We start from the raw sequence: 19,848 nt of genomic DNA, 5'->3' as shown, positions 1-19,848 counted from the left end.
CTTTTACCTTGCCATCAGTAATTCGGTTTGTATAGAAAAAGACAAATCATTGTTAATGACCATAGTTAAAAATATTTAAGAGATATGATCCCTATAGAAGATGCTAGAAAACACCTTGAGCAATACAAAAAACCAGCGGTAGACCGGTTTGAATTTCGTGCGTATTCTGAGCCTTATCGTGTTTTAGCAAAAGTGTTGGCTGGTATAGAAAAAGATAAACGCGTCTACTATAATCAGTATGATTTTATTGCCGCCTTCGAAGATCCTTTTAATATAAATCCTTGGACCACACCAGAAGGGATGCGTTTAGGAATGCAGTTATTCGGTATTATTCAAGCGCCATATCTAGCAGCAATGTGGGATTTTATAAACACCTTACCCTATCAAGATTCTTATAATAGGCAAGCCTTTAGATCGCGAGATGGCGAAGATGTTATACACAAAAAAATAGTGACTTTTAGAGCATTCCTAAACTCTAGCAGAATGGGATTTGGTGGATTAACACTACATGAACATTTTCAATACAGCACCTATTTTCCTCACGGAAACAGCCTCTTTTTAGCCATTTTACTTCATAATGGAAATGGTATGTTTGATGAATTGTTAGACGATATTATTCAAAATGAAGATGAAATTGGTGGTATAAGCGCAGATATTATAAAAGCCCTGCTACTTTCTGAAGACGAAAAACATTGGGAAATGGTGGGTAAATTACTACTCGCCGCCCAACGTCAAGAAGGTTTAAGACAAACCATTTTAGAAGCTTTAGATGAATCTGGTCTTGGCGCCCTAAAATATATGATTTCTGTTGTTTTAGAAAACGACTTAGCTCGTTTTAGCAGTGTTAACAGGGCAGTGAGCACGTGGTTTGGATTAAATTGGGACACGCCTAAAAAATCGGTTATTAACCGCGTATTACAATTGGCGCAATCTCTAATTTTAAATGTAAAAGAAGTAGACACCTACTTAAAGAGTAAAGATAATTTAGAAGTGTTAGTTGGTTTGTGGTCCATTGGTATTTTAGATGTAGATACCGCAAACAGAAAAGCCCTCGATATTGTTTTTGAATCGGAAGATAGACACAAAAAGGTTCTTGCCTTATATTTCATTAGTCAAACCGACAAAACAAATGATCTTTTGGTGGATTTTTTCAAAAATGAAGTAGGTAAAGATTATGCTCTAGACCATTGGGTAGCGGTAAACTTACCAACCCAAACTTTAGATAATGAAACCTTTTTAAAACTATTTACTGTTGCAAAAACAGCCGAAGCAAAAGGTAAAACCTTTGAAAGTAAAATATTCTCATGGTGGAGTTTTACACCAAATCCACTGTATTTCTATCGTTTTTTAATTAATGGTGCCACAGAAGCGCAATTAGAATTAATTTCTAATGATTTAGAGATTATACCAACCGAATTTAGAGAAGACTATATTCGAAAAGTATTCTCAAAACATTACAGCTATTCTTTTTACAATTACGAACAAAAATTAAAGGAGAAAGAACGTTTAAATTTCGACCAATATTCTTGGAAACGCGCCTTAGCAAGAAAAGCCATTTACAACCGTAATGAACTGCTCATGTCTACGGGGTTAAATTTGTTCAGTAAAATGCATCTTTATGATGCCGATTTAGACATTGTTGAAGATTTATTAAGACGAAAACATAAAGGTTTACGAACGGCTTTAATTCAGTTACTACTCCAATTACCGGTAGACAGCTTAAGAACGCGTACAACCAATTTAGTGTCTTCAAAAAGCATCGACCAGCGTTTAGCAGGATTAGAAGTGTTAACCCTTTTGCATGATGCCAACAGACAATCTAATTATGTAGAAGAGCAAATTCACATGTATAACGAGCGTCCTAAAATCACTAAAAACGAACAGGTGTATTTAGATAAATTTTCGGATACTTCAGAAGAATTTAATTACAGTAATGGTTTTGGAGCTATCGATTACGATAATTTAACGCCTCTATATATTCCACAATCACGTTTTGAGAAAAAAACCAATTTCTTTGATAAATTAGGAATCACAACATCTGGATCTTTAGGGTTTAAATTCAAAGAATTTATTGATACTAATAAAATTGTAAAAGCTGTTAATGCGTTAATAGATAGTGTTACTAAAAATAATAATTACGAATATCAAACAGAACTTTATAAAGGAGAAATAGCAACTACTTATATTGAAAAAGGCATTCGAGATATAAAACGCTTAGGTGATGATGCAACACCAGAAGAGCTGTTGCATAACATTCCATTAGCTAAAGCTTGGATTGCATGGTACGAACAAAGTCAACTAAATGATTTTGAAATGTATGCTGCAATTCGTTACATTAAAAATCACAATAACCCGTTTGGAGATTATAAAGATTTTGAGTCTTTTGCTAGACAGTACTATCCAGATTTAAATGGTTTAAAATTAGATAAAAAAGATCGTTACAATTCAAAATCTGATGCCTATACTAAAATTTTAATTCGTCTATTTAAAGTCTACGCAGAAGAAAAAACGATTGCTAATTTTAAGCTAGATGTTATGGAAGATATGATTGCTAATTTCCCTGACAAGCTTAAGTCAGTACAGTATCAAACCTCTAATTATCGTTACAATAAAAAAACGTTTAACTGGACAAATGTTATTTTACCTCTTGTACCAAGTTTAAGTATGAGTAATTTGGAGTTTCTTACAGAAGCACAACTTCAAAAATATTGGGGAACTTATATGTATTTAGTAGCACAAGATATTGCTTATCCTAATACGACTGAGGATGTAAAGGTAATTACAAAACAATTCAGTAGACCTGGTATTGTACCATTCCCTAGTATCGCTGTTACATTAAGACTTTACAAAAAAGGCTTAATTAATGATGATGACATACGCTTTCAAGCCTTACATTCTCGTGAATTGATGGTCATCATGGATGGTGGTTTTAATTACAGAATGAATTATAAATGGATAGAAAAAGACTGTGTGCCTAAGCACGTATTTTTACCTTTAAAAACCAATTTATTAGAAACAGAATTAGAGCGCGGTGATTTAGAAACCACGGCAACAGGCTACATGAATGGTATTCACCGCGTAGAAGGTGTAGATTATGTCTTTAGAATTTTAGAACGTTTAGGAAAAGATAATTTTGAACGTGGTTACAGCTATTACGGCGATAGTAAAAAAACAATTTTTAGCGGCCTTCTAAAAAAATCTCTTTTTAAAGACAATGAAAGTTATGCCGATTTTGCCGCACGTGCAGACGGCTCTAAAGTGACTAAAAAACGATTAATAGAATTGGCCTGTTATGCCACACAATGGACAGGTGTTGTGGGTGAATATTTAGGGTTAGAAAAATTAGAAGATGCTGTTTGGTGGTTTCAAGCACACGCTTCAGATTATATGAATAGCGAAAAAGAAACGATTATTTCGCGTTATTCTAACATTCCAAAAAGTGATTTTGCTCTTGGCGCCATCGATGTCGATTGGTTTAATAAAGTTTATAAAACTATTGGAAAAAGCAATTGGAAACTACTACACGATGCCGCCAAATATATTACTGATGGAAACGGACACCGACAAGTAAAACTCTATTCTAGTGTGATGCTTGGCGAAGTAAAAATCACCGAGACGCTGAAAAAAATTAAAGACAAACGCGATAAAGATTACGTGCGTGCTTTAGGTTTAATTCCGTTAAGTAAAACCGTACCAGAAAAAGATTTATTAAAACGTTACAACTTATTGCAAGACTTCCTTAAAGAAAGCAAGCAATTTGGGGCACAACGTCAGGAAAGTGAAGCTACTGCCGTAGAAATTAGTCTAGATAATTTATCTAGAACTGCAGGTTACCAAGACCGCGTACGTTTCAGTTGGGCCATGGAAGCCAAAGCCACGCAAACTATTATGAAAAATGCCGTAATCTCTATAGAAGAAACGGTGATAGAATTAGTAATTAATGACCTTGGTAAAACAGAATTTAAAATCACCAAAGCAGGAAAATCATTAAAAAATATTCCGGCTAAATTACGTAAAGACAAGCAAGTTATTGCTTTAAAAGATAACAAAACATATCTGTCTAGACAATACAGCAGAACACGTTTATCGTTGGAAAATGCGATGGTAAACGAAGATAAATTTACGGCACAAGAAATTCATAATATGATGCAGCATCCTATTGTAAAAGTGATGTTGAGCAAATTAGTCATGTACGTTCCAGAAAAAGAAATTACCGGATTTTACACCGCAGGTATTTTAACAGATGCCACAGGTAAAACACACCAATTAGCAGAAGACGATGTCTTGCTTATTGCGCATCCATCTCATCTTTACAAAAATGTTGAATGGGATATCTATCAAAAACACTTATTTGCAGAACGCTTAGTACAACCCTTTAAACAAGTATTTAGAGAATTATACCTCATAACCGACGATGAGCGTGAGCATAGTAACCGCTCAGAACGTTACCAAGGCCACCAAATTCAACCTAAAAAAACCGTAGCCTTATTACGTGGTCGCGGTTGGACGGTGAGTATGGAAGAAGGTTTGCAAAAAGTATATCATAAACACGGTTTTATAGCTACGATGTACGCCATGGCAGATTGGTATTCACCATCAGAGGCAGAAGCGCCAACGTTAGAAGATGTGTGTTTCCATTCCATAGATAGCTACGAGAGAATTCCGCTAACCGAAATTCCGTCGGTAGTATTTAGCGAAATTATGCGCGATGTCGATCTTGTGGTAAGTGTTGCTCACGTTGGTGGCGTAGACCCAGAAGCGAGTCACAGTACCATGGAAATGCGTGGTGCCTTGGCCGAAGCTTCAGCTCTATTATTCAAGCTTAAAAATATTACGGTTAAAGAGCGTCATATTTTTATAAAAGGAACTTTAGGCGAATATAGCATTCATTTAGGAAGTGGTCAGGTGAGCAAAAACGGACTGTCGTTATCCATCATTCCGGTGCACAGTCAGCATCGTGGACGCATGTTCTTGCCTTTTGTTGACGAAGACCCAAAATCGGCAGAAATTATTTCAAAAATGAAATTGCTTTCAGAAGACCATAAAATCCAAGATCCAACCATTTTGGCACAAATTAATAGTTAATACAATCATTAGGGCGTTACCTCGCTTAGGCGAGGTCGGGCTTTCTGTTGCAAGTCCTCGTGCTAACACACTGTGGGCTTTCCACGGCAATCCCTAACGCAAAACATACGTAAATCATGGAACTCACGTTACAACTAAAACGACTCGGGAAGAAAAAAGTAAAAGAAATCCCTTTTACTCTAAATGAAAACCCTAAAAATCTAAAAGATTTATTAATTGGCTGTGTTAAACATCAAGTCGATGCCTATAATAAAAAACGCACCGAAGTAAACGTCGTTGGATTTTTAAGTCCTGCCGAAATCCAAGAACAAGCCCAAAGTGGTAAAGTCGATTTTGGAGAGATTACTAATACAACACTTGCTAATCATCAACACGCCATAGACAATGTATTGTTAGCCTTTAAAGACGGATTATTCGTGGTGTTTGTAGACGACGATGAAATCACGGATTTAAAGACACCTTTAGAATTAACATCAGAAAGTGTCATTGCATTTATAAGAATGACGTTTCTAGTAGGAACCTATTGGTAGTTTTTAATATGGAACTCAAAAACATTCAAACTCAATTAGCAGAACATATCGCTAACCATAATAAAAGTTGGGGACATTTATTAGCCCATTTAGAATGTGGCAATGAAGCTTCTAGCTATTGGGACGTTAGCTTAAATCCAACCACTATTTCTGTAAACAGCAGCGACAAAACGTTCAGTTTTAAAAATGCAGACTTTAGGTTTGATGTAAATTCTGGTGTTTCATATGGAGAAGAGCATAGCCTATATTCTAAGCAGGTTTCAGGACGAGGGACATTTCAATTTTTGAATACTAAAATCATTCAATTAAAACATTAATTCTTAACTAAAATTTACAGTTTCTATAGTTAGAAAAACCATAATTTCGCAAAAAAACAAATCCGAAATAGAAGATAAAGGCATTAAAATGGTTGGAATTATAAAAGCAAATGTAGAGCATTCCGAATTAATTGCAGAACTAGCACAACAGACCTTTTCCGAATCTCACGGCCACAGCGCTTCTAAAAGCGATATAAATAACTTCATTTTAAAGACCTATAATACCGAAGCCATACGCAAAGAATTTGAAAATAACCAAGTCGCATACCACCTTATCTATCATAACGAAATCCTTGCTGGGTTTTCAAAAATAGAATTGGAATGTCCTAATATAAATATAGGCGATAAAAACATTACCAAACTAGACCGTATCTATCTTTTAAAAGCCTTTCACGGCAAACAATTAGGTCTAAAATTACTCGATTTTAATATCGCTTTATCCCAACAACATCAGCAAAATGGAATTTGGTTAGTCGTTTGGACGGAAAACAATAAGGCTGTTGATTTTTATAAAAGAATGGGCTTTAAAATTGCAGGCGCTTATGATTTTCAAATTTCAGAAACCCATTCTAATCCTAATCACATTATGTATTTAGAGTACAAATAACGTTCCTTAACTTATAAAACAATAAGGTGTTTACAATACTGTAACACCTTTTTTTATGCTCAAATGGTATATAGCTAAAACTTAAAATCGCTGAATACCGTGATAAAAAACGTAATCGACTAGCATAAATTTGTATGGAATAATAAAATAATATGATTTTGAAAAATCTAGACTTTAGTATTAACGGAAGAGTACAAAATTTAATGGTTGATGTTTTTGAATCTGTTAGCGCTTCCAAGGAAACAGAAATTAAAATTAATGAACTTTTAGATACAAGAAACATCTTTGAACTTGTTTTTGAAATTGTGAGTAAAACCGGATTCTATAATACCGATGAGAACTTCCAATTAATTAAAGCCTTAAATATGGATACTGATGAATCTAGTAAGGAAGACGCTTTATTTGCTACTTGGGTAACTATGGGTGAAAACTTAAACACGGCTAAAACACAAGAAGAGTTTAATGCCAAATTCGCGTTGTTTGTACCTATCATTTTAAAACGAATGGAAGCAATTAACCGTATGTCGGCTTAATATCTCATCGTATTCCTTTGAAATATTGTTTACAAAAAAAATCAACGTTTTACTTTACAAACCTATACAATGATCTTAGACTTATCCAACCTTAATCGATATTACAAGCAATTAAAAACGCATCCCAATTACCCAAAAGCTTATCTCTATGAGCTTTTTGCTATTGGTAAAATGTCTAGAGATGAAATTATTGTTGCAGAAATTACCGCAACTATAGAGCAATACGGTACAGCAGAACTTCTTAGTGCATATAACACCCGTAATAAATTACCTGCAGATGGTGAAAATTCAAGTGAAATTTTAGAAACCTTACTTAAATACGGACTTAAAGACCCATTATTTCCTATAGGTAAAATCTACAACGCTTTTCAATTTTCTTTGCTTTCTATTAGAACAAAAAGTATTGCAGAAATTCTAGAAAAGCAACCCAATCTTATTTCGCGTTTAAACGGTATAACGAAACTTAAAATAGCCAATGTATTTACTAACGGATTACCAGAGGAAATTTGTGATATTACTTCTTTAACGGCTTTAGACATTGAAGGCGATTACCAAGCGTTACCAATTTCAATAGGAAATTTAAAACAATTAGAAGACGTCAGTTTAGAATTACCTAAATTAACTGCATTCCCAGAGTCGTTTTGGTCTTTAAACAATATCAAACAACTAGAATTAAGCGACATAGAAACAGATTTCCAAGCGTCGCTTCAGCTAGAAAAACTTACAAAATTAGAAGAATTAGGCTTCTACGTCGTCAATTTAAAAGACACTTCTCAATTACAACTTCCTACGAGTTTAAAAGAATTAGACTTTATAAGATTAGAACACTTAACAAATCTTCCTAAAAGTATTGCCACACTCGTAAACCTTGAAAAGTTTAATTTATTTAAGTGTCCAAATCTTATTGAAATCCCTAGCGGATTCAATCAATTAGATAAGCTTTTTGTACTTAAGTTTAAAGCAGTTCCTTTAATTAAAACCATTGAAGACAATGAAATTTTTACCAAGAGCTGTGAATACATCACTTTAGATGATAGTCTACAAATTGTACCAGGAAGTTCACCTATTCCAAATACTGAATTATTAGTTAGAGATACTAAAACCTTAAATTACGTATTGTCTCATCCTGAACGTTTTACCTATTTAGAAAAATTAATAATTCAATATATAACAGATTTTTCTGAAGTCACACTCGGTTTCGGACAATTAACAACACTTAAAGCTATCGATATTCATCAAGGAATTCATATGGAAACCTTGTTTCAAGATATTGAAAAATGTACGCAATTACGTTATTTAAAAATGTACGGCGCCAGTATAGAAAGTATTCCTGAAGGTTTAAAAGACTTGGAACATTTAGAGTATTTAAGTTTTAATAGCTGTCGTGAATTGGTATTGAATGCTGCTAATTTACCTTCAAAAATAAAAGAATTATACCTATTTGATATTAAAGCATATATTCCTGCTGAAAAATTACTGGAAACTGAACAAGCTTATTTTGGGAATTTAGCGATTGAAGAACCTAAGGTTTTATTTAGCAACTTAATAACTAAATCACTTCATTTTTCGGGTATTAATGAATGTGAAAATACGCAAGAAGATTTAACGCAATACTTACCAAAACCGAAACTATTAACCACACTAAAAGCTTATACAAATACCGGTCATTTTAAAGATGTACTTAACTATTGTACAAACTTAGAATATTTACATTTAGATAATAATGAAGCTAGTCTTGTGCCTTTAACGTCTAAACCTGCTCCGAAATTAAAATATTTTAAATTAGATTTTTACAAAGGAGACAACCTAGAATCTATTATAAAAAATATGCCCAATTTAGAGGGCTTAAATATGGCACATTATGACGTTTCAACTAGGTTTCCTAAAGTAACGTTGCCGAATTTAAAAGCTTTAGATTTAAGTTATACCACTTTTGAAAGTCTTGAAACTTTAGAAGCACCTGTTTTAGAATCGATTTATATTGCCTTAAGTTATCAATTTGGAATGGAAGCTTATGCTAAATTAAATCAGTTTAAAGCCTTGAAAAAATTAAGTTTTAGGGGCATTAGTGACGAGGTAAATAGTATTCCGGAAAGTATTTCAGAATTAAAACTAACCGAGTTTTTAATCAACCATAAGTTTGAAGTGTTGCCAGATTTCATTCAGCATATGACCACTTTAAAAACCTTATCCTTAGGCGGAAATGACTTTGTAGATTTACCAACTTGGATAGCCGATTTACCCCATTTAGAACGCTTAGACATTGATGGTTGTAAGTTTGAAAATGCCGTGCCAGAATACTTCCAGAAACTAAAACTGAAAGAACTAAAATATTACATCTCTGGTTTTGATGGATATAATATGAATCCAAAAAAATACAACAACTTAATAACACCGGGTTATACGGAGTTGAAAAAAGAGTTCAGTAAAGAAGCAAATGTGTAATTTTTGATGCTATTTAGTATTTAAACCAAAACTATGAACATAGAAAAATTAATTAGAACTCGAGAGCCTTACCAAGAAAGGTTATTTGATAGTTTTTTAATTGAAAATATAAAATCGTACGAGGAACTTATAGCCGTTTATCAAACCTATAAACAAAATCATCCTGACAAGACCATAATTTTAACCCTTGATGATTTAGGTCAAGCCGAATATACTAGTGGGCACGCTTGTGATTACAATGCTTTGCTGGATACAGACGGTTATGATTTATCTGGACTTGACAAAGCCTGCTATGATGAAGATAACGAGCATTTGGGGCATTTGTCTACACCATCGGAATATTTTATTATCCGAGAAAACTTTTTAAAACAAACAAAAGGTATTGATTTTAAAACCGTTTGTGAAAAAGGCATAGATAATTCTGATGACGATGTTTTAGATTTAGAAAACATTAATGAATCTCCATTGGCTTTTTTAGACCAACAAGTGATTCTGAAAATTCTTCCTGTAGAACAACCATACGAAGGACTTACAGGGTTTCCGAATGGATATTTTGATGCCGACTTTAGTCCTTTTGAAAATTACGCGCTATCAAAACACCTCTTTGAAACCTACAATTTTGAACTTTTTGGTATAGGGGCTTCCTTTTTAGGATTTATTAAAAATGAAAAACTGAAAGGAAAGGAATTAAAAGCATTGGTATCTGACTTGGCAAAATTGTATAACACCACAGAATCAGAGTTTGAAAAATTAGCTGATATCATCAAAAATAAAAAACATTTGTTTTTAAGATATACGGAATAATTTAAGGACTAAAAGAAAAGCAAATTAAGCACGTCATAAAATATGATATTCTCTATGTAGGATTCATGTAAAGCTATGAGAAGTTAATGTTGGCTTATCTAAAAATATAAATGCCAAGTTTCTTCAGAAAAAAGAAACTTGGCATTTATAGTATAACAAAAATTACAACTAATTTTTGTTATATGTCATAAACTTAAGACTTATCGCCTTGACGCTTTACAATAATAGCTTGTAATCGTTGTTGAAGATCTTGATCTTGTTGAATTTTTGCTGCAAGAGACTCGTAATCATTTATAGAAATCCCTGTAGACTCTATACTTGCAATAACCTCTTTTTCAATTTCAGGTTGCATTTTTTCTAATTTACTTGTTGCATTTCCATGCTTTTCTTTTTCAGCTTCCGTAGCATCCGATTCTTTATTTGGATCCATAACCGCTTGTTGAATTTCATTAAAACGCTCTACCTCTAAACCTTCTTCTTTAATTACGGCTATCATTTTCTGTTGGGATTTCTGATTTTGAATTTGAACCTCTGTAAAGGCATCAGCAAATTGCCCCAATTCCTTATCAGAAACGTCTTGTTCTTGAGCAAAAAGACTCATAGAACCCACAATAAAGGCGAATAGAAATAAACTTTTGTTTTTCAGTGATTTAATCATAGTAATTGTTTTATAAGATTTACTCAAACTTAGAAGTTATATTATATACCAACAATTAAAACGTCGCTCTTAACGTTACTTTATAATAATTTAAGGCTTTTTAAGAAACCCTTAATAGGCAAAATATTTTGTAAGAACAAAACTTCAAACGATAAGACGCAACGAGTATTTAGTACCAAAAATAAAATCTCCTTTAAAGTACTATTAGTATTTAGTAATCACACTGTTGTTAAGTATAATACATCAAAAAGTCCAATGACATGGCGTTATTGAACTTTCTTAAATTGAGTAAAAGTATTTTTATTCTAAAGGCTTATTCTGCAGAAGTAGCTTTAATGAGCTTGTATAACGTCATTTTTGTTTTAAATAAACTTCCATCATCGTGACGAAAAATATAAAGTGTTTTACCATCGTGTCTATCAACAAATAACAAATCACCTTCTGAATTTTTACCAATAGTGATGCTCGCAGATAACATTAACATAGACCACTCTTTTCCTTTTTGATCGTAGACTGTTGGTCCTAAAATGTTTTTTAAAGTATTAACATACGCTTTTAAAGCTCTAACTTCACTTACCTCCATCCCATCGATGTTTGTCGAGGAAATCATCTTATCAAAACTAAATAATTTAAAATCCTCATCTTCTATAGTAACGGTTCTCGGTTTTTCTGCAATAAAATCTCTATAATTTTTTCTAAACATCAGTTTTGCCTCATCTACAGATGTTACGATTAAATCTTTATTCATAGTTGTACTTTTTAATGTATTAGTTCTTCGTATTTTCTTTTGTTTTAGTATCTACTATCTGTAGTAATGTTGGCATTCTGTAGTTTCCGTGCATACGTTCTATGGCGTTACAAACCTCATCTCTATCTGTACCAATAGCAGTTACATACAATGGTTTTTTACTTTCGCCACGACAGACTTCCTTAAATACAGAAGTTTTAGATACAAACTCAGATTTAGCAATTCCAACAACCGGAATTTTATGCTCTAAAGCTTGGTACAAATAGCCACCTAAGCCTAAATGTTTTTCTTCTAGAATCACATAACCATCAACGATAATTAAGTCAACGTCTTCTAGATTCACTTGTTTTAGTAGACTTAAAATACACGGTAATTCGCGTTTGTAAAAAGCCCCTGGTTCGTAGGGTGCTACGCCTTCAATAATATCGGTGTAAATTTTTGTTGGTTCGTCGTCTTCCCAATCGCTAAAACTTACCGCTATGGTTTTGGCTTTTCCGTCGTAATAATAAGTGTCAAAAGCGAGTATCATAAATTCATTTATAGTTTTGTTATTAGCTAATAGGCTCCACTACATCAGCTTTGCTAAGCGTATATTTTATAGTTGGATAAGTAAAATTTAGACTTCTATTTTCTTGTCCTCTTAGTTTATAAAATTCTTTTTCTTGCATTTCATTTGCCAGTTCCAACACAGAACCATCTTCAAAACAAGGAATGTTATTTTTAAATTCAATAAAAGTTTTAGAGGTTCTAAAAGTGATACCCAACCATTTGTTATCGGCTAATTTTAGTGCTTCACGGTTTGGGTTTTCTAAAATTATTTTATGTGAATATTTAGCATTCATTTCCACAGAAAATAAAACGAAAGAATGATGCGTTAGCGTAATATCGAATTCTTCGGCAGTAGATTTATCTTTAATTCTAAGCGTACGAGTGGATGCATCTGTAAGTGTTTCAGGATTTTTATAACACGAAAACAACCCAATATAAGAGTCGGATTCAAGGTCTAAATTTTGATCAGAATGATAGCCCATTTTTGTATAATTCTCGTTATATATTTCAATAAGTCCACAGTTAAAAGCTGTTTTTGGTTGATTTTCGGCTTCTAATGTGTTATCTATATAATTTAAAATATCAAGATGATTTTCAGTAAAATAATGAGCAGGAATACTAAACTTCGTTGTTGTTCTTACTACGGGAATGCCTTTATCTAAGCACTTTATTATCGTATTCCCAACGCGTCCTTTGCCTAAGGCTTCAAAACTGATTTCTTTAGATAAAGAGTCGAAACAATTGGTTTTTAATGGAAGTGTCGTTTTATAAAACGGATGCGTATTCATACAATAATGCTTTCAGATTAATAGATTGGTTTTTTGTAATCTCCAGTATTCATGCTAAAGTGAACTTTACCATAATCTACACGTTTAACGGTCTTGTTTTCTTCGTAATAAGACGTTCTTAAATCTTCTAGATTTTCAGTAACCATTGGTTCTAATTGAATACGTTCGTCTTCATTTTTAATATAGGTTTGGCCATTTGTGTAAACAGCTTCTAGATTAGAACAACGGATGACATAGCCCATTCTAATAGGAATTAAATCGATGTCTAAAACCGAAGGTCTTATCTCGTGCGTGTACAAACGATTCGTAGATAACGGAATAATAAATACCGAATTGGGATATAAAGTGACACTAAACTCTTTAACCAAAGTGTCATCATTTACAGACGATTTAAGTTTGAAAAGCAGGCGACTTAATCCGCTAGATTTCCCGTAAATTCTATCGAACTTATTCGTTTTAGAAGGGCTTAACTTATCTAAATTAGTATGATCGTAAAAGGTACAGAAGGCAATTAAACCTTTTTTAGGCATATCTTTCGTTTTGTCGGAATGTGCTTTTATCTTCGCTTTTACATCTTTAGGATGGTCTTTATCTTTCTTTTTATTCTCGTAAATCTGAGCTAATACGTGGTTTAATTCGGTGTCTTTTTCAAAATCAAATTTTACCGCTTCATTAATTTTATTTACAATATGCGTATCTGTGGCTCTAAAATTATCTGTTGGCCCTGTTAAGTTGGTAGAACATCTTAATAGTTTAAAATGAAGTTGTTCTACGTTTTTAGTCAATTTTTCTTGGGTAATTTTACTTAAATAAATGCCTTTTCTTAGAGCTACAGATTGTTTTGTAGATTCTGTTAAATGTTGAAATTGATGCTCTGTCTCTATTTTAGAAAAGTAATTCTCGTCTTCAAAAAACTGACGATAAAACACACCTGCATTATGTACATTTATTGGGACTTGCCCTTCACTAATCACTTTTAAGTTTGGAGTTATAAGATTTTCGTAATGAGAAGAAAATTCTTTGATAATGAAAACGTCTTCAGATGTAGCGTCTAACAAAGTTATATCTCCCAGAGCAAAAATTCGGATTACGTTTTCTATGTTTTCAATATCAGAAAAACACTTCACAACAACACCATTAAAATTGGCTAACAAGTAATCTAATGCTTCTGATTTAGTCTCTGAAGTACTTAAATTAATTAAAACGTTTTTGGTTTTTGAAAGGGTGTTTTCTGTATTCATATTTAAACTATTTGATGTTTGTAATACCCCAAAGCTTCCGCCCTTACCAAATCGGTATACTGGGTATTATTTGCTATAGACTTTAACAGATTTACATATTTTTCACGTTCCTCTTTTTTTAAACCATTAATACATCTATTCAATAAAAATGTCGAAGTAATGGTTCCGTTTTCTGTATTGAATTTCAGCAATTCAACATTATAAATTTTATAATCGGGTTGATCTATAGCTTCTATTAAATGAATAAAAGAAAAAACTTCATCCAATTCTGGATCTTGACGTTTTAAAAAATCGAAAAGCGTTTGAATGAGTTGCTGCTTTTGTGAATCTGTAAAACGATTTATAGCTTCTAATTGGAAGCCAATAGCATCAAAAAATTCACTAATTTCATAATCTTCCATTTCGTCATTTACTTGAAAGTTTTCAATTAGTGTGATGGTGTTTTCTAAATTCATAATAAACACTTTAAACTATTTGCGTTCTAAATCTGTTATTAATAAAGGATTTGTTTCTTTTAATTCCTTAATTAATTCTTCTACTGCAGTTGTTGTAGGGTTTGCTTTTAAACGTTCTACCTCATCTTCTGTAATACCTACAAGTTGTAAAAATGCAACTTCACCGTGCGGGGTTTCAATCTTTCCTAATTCGGGGTCAACAGCAAAAACAAAACCTACAATTTTAGTTTCTGTATTGCGTCTAATTGGGCCATTTGCAGGTATAAAATGATTTTCTTCAAACCATTTACCACTGCTAAAAACATAGCGCGCCAAATTATTCATAACTTGAATCGCCCAAATTGGCTCGCCTTTATCCTCTTTAAAAGGTTTTAATCTAAAAGTAAACTCAAATCCCCATTTGCTGAATTCTTCTTCTGTTTTTTCTTCATCATAGTACAATTCAGACATCCCATAACTCACCAAATGTTTGTGTGCTTCCTGATAATTAGAATCGTAAATACTGGCACCATCTATAGGGTCTGTACCGCCTACACTAAAATGAATGCCACATAAAGGGCCGTAATGTTTTGGCTCGGTGTCTCCGTAAATATTTTCTAAAGCGTTATCTATAGCTATCCAACCCACAGCATCTTCTTCTGTAAATTTATTTTTATATGTTGCTTTGTCCATTTTATTCTAAATTATCCTCATTAATAAACCCTATTTCATTATCCATCAGCATTTGTAAATAGGCTTCAAAACTATCTGCTATCACTTTAAATTCATCTGGATCGTGAAGAAACCGTACTATTTGTCCTTTTGTTCCTTTTTCTGAAGGACTGAAATCGATATATAATTGAGATGTTCCGCCGTTATTCATACAATCTGAAAAATGAAGCCACTTAAGATTTTCAGACTTATTGGTGATTTTTTCATCAATATCGACACCTTCATAAGCCCTTTCAATATAATCTGAATAATAGCTTGCTGCTACATTTTCATTTTCAATAATCTGTTCTGATGACAGTAAGTAATACGGATATTCAGCCATATCTGAACCTAGAAAGTACAAAATAATATCGTCATCACCATAAGTTCTCCAATACGTGCCATCTACAAATTTTAAAAGCTGCAATAGTGCTTCAGGAACTTCTGGGAATATAGCTTTAATCTGATTTAAATGCTCTGGTGCTGCCCCGTGTTTTACGCTCTCAAAATGATTCCAAATGGCCTTGCCTTTAGCATTATAATAGGCATTTTTAAGTGTTGAAATGTATGTATTTGCTATCGTATCCATTTTAAAATTTGATTATTATTTCTCTAATTTATTTTCAGTTATAAATTCTAATACATCAGAATTCATTACATGATCATAAGTTCCATTTTGTAGCTTTAACGTATTGATATTAAAATCTGAAGATTTAATACTATAAACTTTGACGTGCCCATTATTTCCTTTCCTTACCCAGTCTTTAAAACTTATTCTCATGGTGTTCTGGTTATCCCAAACATACATTTTATCTAAATATTTTTCGACTATCCCAAATTCATTAAAGTTGTTTAACGCTGTATTTTCAGTAGTTACAGAGCGAAAAATAATGTCCCCATCAATAACTTTTTTATTAAAAACTAAATCCTTGCTTTTATCTTCTTCATGATTTACCCCCCAAGAAAGTACTAAAATCGACAAAACCCCAAATAAAATGTATGTTAATGTTGTTTTCATTTTAAAACTAGATACGTTACATTATTTTAAAACAGGAATAATATGCTCCCAATTTAAAGCTCTAGCATAATCTAAAGCTGTTTTTCCCGAATTGGTTTTTGCATTTTTATCGGCACCTAATTCTAGTAAAATTTCTACGGCTATTTTATTTCCCGCAATAGTTTCTGTGTGTAGTCTAGTGACTCCATTTTCATCTGCAGCCTTTACGACGTCTAGATGAGCTTCAAAATAGTCTCTAGCCGGTTGCTCCATCACTTTACTCATTGGGTGTTCAATCAGGTTTTCTTCATTGTCTTCCTGCTGGTAAGCTACTAGAATATTGTTAGGGTCTCCAAAATCTAATCCCCAAGCCTCATCGTGTTGCTTTCTTGCTTCCTCCGTCATATCAGAACGTAAGACTTGAATGGTATAACCGCCATACGTTTTGCGGTCTATAGCTAGCATCCAATCTGATATTTCAGAGACCTTTCTAGTTACGGTATCGCCTTCGGCAACATTAGTTAATAGGTTAGGTGAATTCATTAAAACACCTGTAATATGTTCTCCATCAAAAGCTATTTCGCTAATCCACATATGTTCTACAGTAGGTTGCTCATCTCCTTCAGCCATTTGTTGAAAAGGAATCTTTACCAACGCTAAATTATGCGCAGGAACCACACGTTTTGCTTCCCAATATAGTTCTCTCCAAAAATAGTTAAACGTGTCTTGTGCTTTTAGGTAAGCTGCTTTCATTTTTTCGTTTTGCTTGGCAAAAACGATATTGTTATCTTGACTCATTGTTTATTATGTTAAGTTTAATTATTGTGATTTAATAAAAGTCGTAATACAAACTCCACTGGTTGGTGTCGTTATTTTTGGCGAACATTAAGCTCCCACCATCTATCACGTTGAAATTTGCCTTATAATCTGATACAATTTGAAACACAAACTGAAAGCCTTTTCCAAAGCCCTCTGCGTCACCTATTCCGGATTGACAAAAAGAAGGATAACCACCTATTTTATGGTCATAGATATGATCTATAATATCAAAATAATCTTCAATAATACCTTCGTTTTCTAGCTTTAAAATTTCGTCTGTATCTTCTAGAGATAAACCGCCACCATCCCATAAGGGAAAATCATTTTCGTCTAATTCTGCTTGTAGTGGAAAGGGTTTTACAACCGAATAAGGGGTTTCTAAATTTTTAATTTTAATGCTGTCTAGAATGTCGTATTCTCTAATGAGCCAATGGTCTCCCATGTCTTCAAAGCATTCTGGCCATTCTGCAGAAACAAAAACGGTGATGAGTTTCGTATCCTTAAGACTTGGATGAACGTAAGGCAAATTAGGCAGGTAAAATTGCGCCAACGGAAACATTTGATCTCCGTTTTTATCTAACGGAATGTCTTCGTCTTCATTATAAGCAAAGACTTTACCAATCCAACTTTCTTCAATGGTGTTTTTTGGTCTAAAGCCGCCTGTTATAAATTTAGTGACCGGTTTAGATATTTTATTTTTAAGTTCTTCTAAAGTCATTTGTGTGTTTTTTATCCAAACATGGTACTATCGTCAAAAGTTTTACCATCGTAAGATTGAGCTATTAAATAATGATTCCCAAACATGCCGTCTTCATTATAAATCACGTCTATCAAATCTTTGGCATAAAAATGAATAGCTGTTATTGTTAATTTTTGTCTGAATTCTGGCTGGCTTAACTCTGGATATCCATTGTCTTCATCAGCCCAGTTTTCATTGTAATTTTCGTAAAAAGCGCTTACGATTTCATCTGTGGCTTTTTTCTTTTTATCTTCAAAATCTTCTAAAAAGGAATTTCCTAAAGCAATCATTTCCTCTAAACTAATGTCTTCAATATTTAGACTGATATCAATTTTATGTTGATCAGATAAAAAGGTTGTTCTATAACAATCTTCACTTCGTGAATCTTTTTTGAGCGTATCCTTTGTTATTTTCATTTTAAAGATATTAGGTCTTAATAGATTTCAATTATTAAATTCACTGACAAAGATGCTACTTTACGTCATTTATTATCTAACGGTATTCAGTGAAATTACACCTTGTAATAAATTAGAATTCAGTGATACGTTTTTCGAGGCTTTTTATAATTAAATCGATATTTTTTAATTTCTCTTTACGCTCCTCTAGTATGGCTTCTTGAGAGTCTTGAATTGTGTCACTAGAATCAAAATCTAACTGCTCTACCTCTTCTTTAAAAATAGAAGGAGTTTCGGTTTGGTTCTCAGGATTTTCCGCCTTAAACAATACAACTGGCTGGCTTAGCGACTTATGTTTTTCTAAATCTTTAACCGCTATTGTTTTAAATTGTCCCAATTGTGCTAAGGTCATAGCATCGTTAAACAAGGAATAATCATTTAATAAGATTTCTATATTTGACGCTGAAGAAGTTCTATAAACAATCCCTTCAATAGGTTCTGAGCTCAAGACCTCTTGTAGGAGATGCACATTAGGCCTGGTAACTTTAACTGTTATTAAATCACTTAAAATTCCTTTACCTTTAAAAATATGTTCTGGAAAAATAGTGTGATAGAATGTATTCCCCTCTATATTAGACCAGTTGCCATCTTTAGAATATAATTCAGAAGGATCAATTACAATCGTATATTTCACTTTATGCTTTTTAATATAAGGTTGAAAGTCTTCATTTAATGTCTTAAACTGACTTTTAAAAAGTGTTATCAGTTTTAAGGCCATATCGGCCTCCTTTTTAGTTTTTATTTTATCTAAATTATTCTTTATTTCTTCTATAGACCTAAAAGCTTCGGCTTCTATACTAGAATCTGTAAATGACGAATACGATGATTTTTTTGATGCCTCTAACGTTCCAAATGACACATTTAAGGTATCCTCTAAAATAGGATTAGATACATCCTCACCTCTATTTACAAAAAAACGATCGGACAACTGTTTCCCTTTTATCTCAAAGGTATTGGATGGATCAGCAACCAAAATTTTTGTAATCACAATAGGATCTTCAATAGTCACTTTTGTGGAGCTTGTTAGTAAGGCTTCGTCAAAACTACCTTTTTTTACTCTAGGCTCATTTAGGGTATAAATAATTTCAAATTTCAGAACATTTTTAGGCAAATGATATTTTGTAGTATGAGATGTTGCGTAAGCATCTTTCTCAATTAATGCCGTATAACTTTTCTTACTACAAGAAGCCAACATTAGTGTTAATAGAACGAAATAGAGTATATTATTTTTCATTTGAAATGTATTAATTATATACCGCAAAACTAGATCTTATAACACCGCCTCTTATCCCTGAAAATAGGGATAATTACAAATACTGAATTTTAGATATTGCTTTATACCATCTTTCTAAAAACAAAAAGCACGTTAATTAAAACGTGCTTTTCAC

Annotated in this window: 20 protein-coding genes; 7 read left to right on the top strand and 13 right to left on the bottom strand. The window is 32.9% G+C overall.

What is annotated here, in order from left to right; translation table 11 throughout:
- Positions 1 to 84 precede the first annotated feature (84 nt).
- The 7 genes from HM982_RS05425 to HM982_RS05395 all read left to right on the top strand — a co-directional run bounded on the left by HM982_RS05425 (position 85) and on the right by HM982_RS05395 (position 10,321).
- Positions 85 to 5,085, top strand: a complete 5,001-nt coding sequence (locus HM982_RS05425) for a DUF4132 domain-containing protein (protein WP_179352088.1) — start codon at positions 85 to 87, stop codon at positions 5,083 to 5,085.
- 116 nt (positions 5,086 to 5,201) lie between these two features.
- On the top strand, positions 5,202 to 5,615 hold the full coding sequence (locus tag HM982_RS05420) for a hypothetical protein (RefSeq protein WP_179352087.1): 414 nt from the start codon (positions 5,202 to 5,204) through the stop codon (positions 5,613 to 5,615).
- Positions 5,616 to 5,623: 8 nt separating this feature from the next.
- Positions 5,624 to 5,932 (top strand): hypothetical protein, encoded by a 309-nt coding sequence (locus tag HM982_RS05415; RefSeq protein ID WP_179352086.1) that lies wholly within the window; start codon positions 5,624 to 5,626, stop codon positions 5,930 to 5,932.
- An 88-nt stretch (positions 5,933 to 6,020) separates the two neighbouring features.
- On the top strand, positions 6,021 to 6,539 hold the full coding sequence (locus HM982_RS05410) for a GNAT family N-acetyltransferase (RefSeq protein WP_179352085.1): 519 nt from the start codon (positions 6,021 to 6,023) through the stop codon (positions 6,537 to 6,539).
- Between the two features lie 158 nt (positions 6,540 to 6,697).
- Entirely contained in the window at positions 6,698 to 7,072 is a 375-nt protein-coding gene (locus tag HM982_RS05405) for a hypothetical protein (RefSeq protein ID WP_246296574.1), read from the top strand.
- Positions 7,073 to 7,141: 69 nt separating this feature from the next.
- Positions 7,142 to 9,517: a leucine-rich repeat domain-containing protein gene (locus tag HM982_RS05400; RefSeq protein WP_179352084.1), complete on the top strand. Its 2,376-nt coding sequence runs from the start codon at positions 7,142 to 7,144 to the stop codon at positions 9,515 to 9,517.
- Positions 9,518 to 9,550: 33 nt separating this feature from the next.
- Complete coding sequence (locus HM982_RS05395; protein ID WP_179352083.1) at positions 9,551 to 10,321, top strand: hypothetical protein; 771 nt, start codon at positions 9,551 to 9,553, stop codon at positions 10,319 to 10,321.
- A 193-nt stretch (positions 10,322 to 10,514) separates the two neighbouring features.
- On the opposite strand, the gene HM982_RS05390 is transcribed toward HM982_RS05395, so the two are convergent.
- The 13 genes from HM982_RS05390 to HM982_RS05330 all read right to left on the bottom strand — a co-directional run bounded on the left by HM982_RS05390 (position 10,515) and on the right by HM982_RS05330 (position 19,694).
- On the bottom strand, positions 10,515 to 10,979 hold the full coding sequence (locus HM982_RS05390) for a DUF4168 domain-containing protein (RefSeq protein WP_179352082.1): 465 nt from the start codon (positions 10,977 to 10,979) through the stop codon (positions 10,515 to 10,517).
- 313 nt (positions 10,980 to 11,292) lie between these two features.
- Positions 11,293 to 11,727, bottom strand: a complete 435-nt coding sequence (locus tag HM982_RS05385) for a hypothetical protein (protein WP_179352081.1) — start codon at positions 11,725 to 11,727, stop codon at positions 11,293 to 11,295.
- A 19-nt stretch (positions 11,728 to 11,746) separates the two neighbouring features.
- The gene (locus tag HM982_RS05380; RefSeq protein ID WP_179352080.1) at positions 11,747 to 12,256 is read right to left on the bottom strand and encodes an endonuclease V; all 510 of its coding nucleotides are present in this window, start codon (positions 12,254 to 12,256) and stop codon (positions 11,747 to 11,749) included.
- Positions 12,257 to 12,278: 22 nt separating this feature from the next.
- The gene (locus tag HM982_RS05375) at positions 12,279 to 13,064 is read right to left on the bottom strand and encodes an alpha-ketoglutarate-dependent dioxygenase AlkB (protein ID WP_179352079.1); all 786 of its coding nucleotides are present in this window, start codon (positions 13,062 to 13,064) and stop codon (positions 12,279 to 12,281) included.
- 17 nt (positions 13,065 to 13,081) lie between these two features.
- Positions 13,082 to 14,305, bottom strand: a complete 1,224-nt coding sequence (locus tag HM982_RS05370) for a hypothetical protein (RefSeq protein ID WP_179352078.1) — start codon at positions 14,303 to 14,305, stop codon at positions 13,082 to 13,084.
- Positions 14,306 to 14,307: 2 nt separating this feature from the next.
- Positions 14,308 to 14,760, bottom strand: a complete 453-nt coding sequence (locus tag HM982_RS05365) for a hypothetical protein (protein WP_179352077.1) — start codon at positions 14,758 to 14,760, stop codon at positions 14,308 to 14,310.
- 15 nt (positions 14,761 to 14,775) lie between these two features.
- Positions 14,776 to 15,432: a suppressor of fused domain protein gene (locus HM982_RS05360; protein WP_179352076.1), complete on the bottom strand. Its 657-nt coding sequence runs from the start codon at positions 15,430 to 15,432 to the stop codon at positions 14,776 to 14,778.
- Between the two features lies 1 nt (position 15,433).
- Positions 15,434 to 16,039, bottom strand: coding sequence for an SMI1/KNR4 family protein (locus HM982_RS05355; protein WP_179352075.1), 606 nt, complete (start codon positions 16,037 to 16,039; stop codon positions 15,434 to 15,436).
- 15 nt (positions 16,040 to 16,054) lie between these two features.
- Positions 16,055 to 16,468 (bottom strand): hypothetical protein, encoded by a 414-nt coding sequence (locus tag HM982_RS05350; RefSeq protein WP_179352074.1) that lies wholly within the window; start codon positions 16,466 to 16,468, stop codon positions 16,055 to 16,057.
- A 21-nt stretch (positions 16,469 to 16,489) separates the two neighbouring features.
- Complete coding sequence (locus tag HM982_RS05345) at positions 16,490 to 17,245, bottom strand: DUF2314 domain-containing protein (protein ID WP_179352073.1); 756 nt, start codon at positions 17,243 to 17,245, stop codon at positions 16,490 to 16,492.
- A gap of 31 nt (positions 17,246 to 17,276) precedes the next feature.
- Positions 17,277 to 17,984: a DUF1963 domain-containing protein gene (locus HM982_RS05340; protein ID WP_179352072.1), complete on the bottom strand. Its 708-nt coding sequence runs from the start codon at positions 17,982 to 17,984 to the stop codon at positions 17,277 to 17,279.
- A gap of 11 nt (positions 17,985 to 17,995) precedes the next feature.
- Positions 17,996 to 18,421 carry a DUF2262 domain-containing protein gene (locus tag HM982_RS05335; RefSeq protein WP_179352071.1) on the bottom strand — a complete coding sequence of 142 codons (426 nt, stop codon included), beginning with the start codon at positions 18,419 to 18,421 and terminating at the stop codon, positions 17,996 to 17,998.
- A gap of 112 nt (positions 18,422 to 18,533) precedes the next feature.
- Positions 18,534 to 19,694 carry a hypothetical protein gene (locus HM982_RS05330; RefSeq protein ID WP_179352070.1) on the bottom strand — a complete coding sequence of 387 codons (1,161 nt, stop codon included), beginning with the start codon at positions 19,692 to 19,694 and terminating at the stop codon, positions 18,534 to 18,536.
- Between the last annotated feature and the right edge of the window lie 154 nt (positions 19,695 to 19,848).

The organism is Winogradskyella vidalii (genome assembly GCF_013403955.1).
Classification (GTDB): Bacteria; Bacteroidota; Bacteroidia; order Flavobacteriales; family Flavobacteriaceae; genus Winogradskyella; species Winogradskyella vidalii.
Note: the sequence above shows the minus strand (reverse complement) of the source record. Positions and strands in the feature narration are given on the sequence as shown.